At 67.9% G+C, this 4,694-nt stretch carries 3 protein-coding genes and 2 pseudogenes; 3 read left to right on the top strand and 2 right to left on the bottom strand.

The features are described 5' to 3' along the window. Positions 1–17: 17 nt before the first annotated feature. The 3 genes and pseudogenes from D7Y21_RS40370 to D7Y21_RS43250 form a co-directional block, all read left to right on the top strand. A pseudogene (locus tag D7Y21_RS40370) lies at positions 18–299 on the top strand (TIGR02269 family lipoprotein); the annotation flags it as partial. Positions 300–323: 24 nt separating this feature from the next. After that, positions 324–1,052 (top strand): double-CXXCG motif protein, encoded by a 729-nt coding sequence (locus D7Y21_RS40365; RefSeq protein ID WP_121718548.1) that lies wholly within the window; start codon positions 324–326, stop codon positions 1,050–1,052. A 164-nt stretch (positions 1,053–1,216) separates the two neighbouring features. Then, positions 1,217–1,629: pseudogene (locus tag D7Y21_RS43250) on the top strand (hypothetical protein); the annotation flags it as partial. Here the strand turns inward: D7Y21_RS43250 and D7Y21_RS40355 are convergent. Continuing rightward, on the bottom strand, positions 1,596–2,774 hold the full coding sequence (locus tag D7Y21_RS40355) for a serine/threonine protein kinase (RefSeq protein ID WP_158619173.1): 1,179 nt from the start codon (positions 2,772–2,774) through the stop codon (positions 1,596–1,598). The pseudogene D7Y21_RS43250 and the gene D7Y21_RS40355 overlap by 34 nt on opposite strands. 117 nt (positions 2,775–2,891) lie before the next feature. Further along, positions 2,892–4,694 (bottom strand): protein kinase (locus D7Y21_RS40350; RefSeq protein ID WP_121718547.1); only part of this gene is annotated, 1,803 nt, incomplete at its 5' end.

Below are 4,694 nucleotides of genomic sequence, written 5' to 3'. Positions count from 1 at the left end.
GGGTATAAGAGACAGCCCCCGGACGCTTCGAGAAGCACCACATCTTCCCCCAGGCACCCGAACTCGCGGCGTGGTTCAAGGAAAAGGGCATCGACATCCACCTGTACACCCTGCCCATCCCGCGCCACATCCATCAGCGCATCCACAACGGAGGACCGCGAGGCGGCGAGTGGAATCAGGCCTGGAAGGACTACAAGAACGCCCATCCTGAAGCCCCTCCCGTGGAGATCTTCAAACACGCGGGGGAGCTCATCTATCGATTCCAGCTCCTGGGTGGCCCCATCCAGAAGTACAACTGACGCCTCAGCGCAAAGGAGCAAGAGGTGGATCGGTTTTTCTGGGTGACCGAAGACCGCGACGTGGCCAAGCGCTACAGCGGGGATTTGAACGCGAGTCACCCCTGGGGACTCCCCGGCATCAAGACGTGCCCGGGATGTGGCCAGACCTGGAGCAACGCCGGCCACGAGTACCCCTGCGTGGACCTCAACGCACTCCCGGAACGGGCCTCTTTCGAGGAGCCACGCGCGGAGCCCTTCCATGAATTCGCCCGGCTTCGCGAACAGGTTCGGCCCTGGGCCCCCCCGGGCGCTTCGCTTCCTCCTGGCACGAAGTTCGGTCCGCTGATGGGTACCGCCACGGGACGCTTCGCTCCATTTATCTGGCTGGGCGATGCGCTGATGTTGATGACCCGAGAGGCATTCGAACACATGCAGGCGCAGGGCGTGCGCGGGCTGCTGGGATGCAAGGCGATGCTCCGGTTCCGGCAGCAATCCCCCCACCAGGAACTGCTGGAGCTCCAGGTGGTCCCCCAGGGCCGGCTGCACCGGGATTGCCTTCCGGATGACCTGCCGCCCCCCTGCACCACGTGTGGACGAATCGGTCTGCACCGGCCGGAGTCCCCCCTCCTCGACGCGGCCTCCTTGCCCACGAGCGTGGACCTGTTCCGCGTGGGCAACTTCGCCACGATGATCATCGCCACGGACCGCTTCCGCGACGCCGTGCTCACCCGGGGATTGGAAGGAATCATCTTCCGCGAACTGCCCACCCGCTGAGCATGCCAACAGGGCGGCGGCGCCAAGCACCACCGTGTTGGTGAACCCGCAGCCACCAGACGCCCCGATGGCGGCGCGACTCCACGTCGTGACCGTAGGGGGTCCTCGGGTGGCTTTCGTACGTCTGGCGCCTCCGAGCATCACTCTCGTTGCTGGAGGCGTACATCCCCACGTCCCAACTTCCCGTCCTCGACATCGTTCTCACGAACGACAAGAACTTCAACGCGCGCGCGACGCGCTCCTGTCCTACTGGGAGCACGTCTCCAACGGCGGCCGGATGTTCTGGAGCGTCGCGGTCGGAAAAGGGCGAGCGCCGATTCTGGCACGAGTACTTCTACGAGCTCATCCAGGTGCTGGAGCCCTCCGAATATGAAGGGGACCCAGAGGCCTGCTGGAGGCGGCGCGGCGCAAGCTGCCCATCGTCGTCCCCGGCTACGAGGACTCCACGTTTGGGAACATCTTCGCGTCCTACGTGAAGACGGGTGAGTGCGGCGCGAGCATCGTCAAGTCGGGCATCGAGTACATGGCCGACTTCTACGACCGCTACGCGGGGCTCTCCGCGGGCCAGGACGTCGGCAAGTGCAGCACGCTGCCGGAGGGAAAGGCGCCTACGTCCACCTGGAATGCCTCCAGCCGTGGCGCCGTCTTCTCCAGCGCCCACTGGAACTCCGCCGCGGCTTCCGCCCCACCATACGGTCCGCCCAGCGCAGCCGCGTGGGCACGGAGGTCCACCTCCAGCGCCTCCGCCGTCGCGTAGCGCTCCGACGGCGCCCGGCGCAGCAGCCGGTGGAAGATGGCGCGCAGCCCTGGCGACAGCCGCGCCATCAATGACTCCAGGTCCTCCGGCCGGTAGGCGGCGGCGTGCAGCACCACGTCGGCGTACTCGCCCGAGCCGTGCCCCGCCTGCGCCGCCACCATCATCCCCTGGAACACGCGCTTCGCGTCCGCGTCCGTCAGCCGTGCCTCCAGGTCGCCCAGCAGCGCGCGGGGCAGGCTGTACAGGTGCAGGCCTGTCGCCAGCTCCAGCAGGATCAGCCCCAGCGAGAAGAGGTCCGAACGCGCATCCGCCCCTTCTCCGAACAGCACCTCTGGTGCGCCGTAATACACCTCGCCGTGCGGCCTCGTGATGCTGGAGGGCACCCGGCCCTGCATCCGGGAGAGGACATCCCCCAGGTCCGTGAGCGCCAGCGCGCCCTCCGGCCCGAACCGGATGCCTTGCGGATGCAGGTCGCGGTGAACGAAGCCCAGCGGAGCCCCTCGCGCGTCTGTCTTTCCATGCAGGAACCCGAGCAACGACGTGAGCTGGAGGCCCACGTGCACCAGGAACGCCTCGGAATACGCATGAACATACACCAGCGGCAGCATCGCCACGTCATCCAGCGTGCAGCCCGGGACGCGCTCCCATTCAAAGAAGAGCAGGCCGCCCACCTCGTGGCCGCCGTGCAGCCGGGCGATGCGCGGATGCTCCAGCAACCGTGAGAGCGCCAGCGTCTCCTGCAACCGCGCCCGTGGATCCCTCGACGGGAAGATGTCTCCACCGCGCAGGGACAGCGCCTGGAGGAACACGGGCACGGGCTCACGCCCGGGTTGCCTCCGGATGGCCAGGAAGTGCTGCTCCCCGTGGCCGCGCCGCCGCAGGATGCGCTCCAGCTCGAACGACTTGGACCCTGCCTTGAACAGTACTTCGGGAAGGGGAGGCTTCACCGTCCTGGATGGGCTCATGCCGTGCGGGCTCCTTGGAGAACAACGCCAGACTACTTTCTGGGTTGCCAGCCTCTCCATGACCCATCAGATTGTATTAGAACGTTTCTCCAGGCCCGGCGTCCCGTCAAGAATGGCTCACGGGAACTCGTGTACGACGGTATAGACCCACATGCGAGGCATCCGGACCGCGTCGGGCTTGGAGCCCTCGACCCACTCGCCGCCATCATGGTTCCCGTAGACGAAGCACACGGGATGGATGCTCCCGTCGGGCAGCTCCGCCTTGGTGTAGCGGCCCGTCACCCGCCCCCCCCCCGTCCAGAGACGCCCATACAGGCGGGTTCCCTCGGGCAGATGTCCATACTGCTCGATGACGAGGCTGACGATGGGGCCGTCGTGGACGATGGCGTCTTCGGCCCCCCGGCCGGGTTGCGTGATGTCCGTATAGACGCTGGCGCTGCCACCCTTGTTCACGCCGAGCTTCCGCATCGCCTCCAGGGACCCCGTGGGGCATCGGCTCGCGTCCGGCCGCACCTGGGCGCCCGTGCAGGCCGTGAGGACGGCGGCACCCACTGCCGCGGAGCACCGCTTGAGCGTGCCAGACCGGGCGGGCGTGGGAATGACGGCCGCCTGCTGCGGCGAAGGGGGAGGCATGGCTTCTATCTCCTGCGGAAAAGGGACGGGTGGGGAGGTGCCCATCGATGGACTGCGAGCTTCTTCCGGCCCGGGACGGGGCGCCATTTGCTGGACGTTTCGCGTCTCGCTCACTGCCAGCGGGGGCTCCTCCCACACCAGGGCCCGCCGCAAGCCCCACACCGTGAGGCCGGCGACGAGCGGCCCCACCAGCAACACTGCGAATGTCCCCGAGAAGAGAGGACGAGAGCAGCCCCCGCGAGTCCGTGCCTGGAGTGCACGGAGCGACCGGGCCTCGGAGGCGGCCACCTTCGCGGGATCGCGTCTGCGTAGCTCGCGGGCCTCGCGAAACCGGCGGGAAGCCTCCAGGTGGCGGACGCGAGCGTCCCGCAGGGCGACCTCCTGCCCCGGCATCACGGGGCCCCGGACCTCCTCCGCCTCCAAGGTCGTGCGTGAACCGCTGGCGGTCCGTTCGCGCCAGTCGAACAGCGGCGCATCCCAGGCCGAACCGCCATCCGCCAGGTGCTGGCGCAGCGCACCTGCCAGCAATGCCGTGCTTTCGGGACGCCGCTCCGGCTCGAAGGCCAGCAACCGCATCAAGGCCTCCGACAGTTCCTCCGGCACATGGGGGTTGAGGTTCCTGACGATGCGCAGGCCCTGGGGCTCTGATGCATCCCGGGGCGCGCCCCATTGCGCGGCGGGGTACTGATCCGTCAGCAGGCGATAGAAGGTCACGCCGACCGCATACAGCTCGTCCGCCACGGAGTAGGCATAGGGACTGGAAGCGCCGGGCCGGCGCTCCGACAGCACGCGCCACATGAACAACTGGGGGCTGTAGTAGCGCGGACTGCCCGGCGGCAACCGGGCGGTGGCGGTGAGCACGGGTGCCCCCGCGTACCAACCTGCGCCCCAGTCCAGGACTTTGACCCTGCCGTCAGGCGTGACCAGGACGTTGTCACCCTTGAAGTCCCGGTGCAGTGCACCCTGGCGGTGCGCGGCGCTCAGCGCCTCCAACACCTGCACCAGCAGGCCCGTCAACTGACGGGCGGTGGGATTGCGGGCCAGCGCCCATTCGTAGAGCGACTCTCCCTCCACGTACTCCATCACGAGGTACGGGTGTTCCACGGGCCCCAACCGCCAGACACCGTAGGTGATCAACCGCACCACCGAGCGGTGTCGTACGCGGGTCAGCAACTCCGCCTCCCGCGCGAACCATCGCTCTCCGGGACGCCGGGACAACTTCAAGGCATACAGCCTGCCCCGAGGGCGGCCTGCCCGACGCACGGAGTACGTGGTCCCGTACCCTCC

The sequence above is a fragment of the Corallococcus sp. AB045 genome (genome assembly GCF_003668895.1).
In the GTDB taxonomy this organism is placed as follows: Bacteria; Myxococcota; Myxococcia; order Myxococcales; family Myxococcaceae; genus Corallococcus; species Corallococcus coralloides.
Note: the sequence above shows the minus strand (reverse complement) of the source record. Positions and strands in the feature narration are given on the sequence as shown.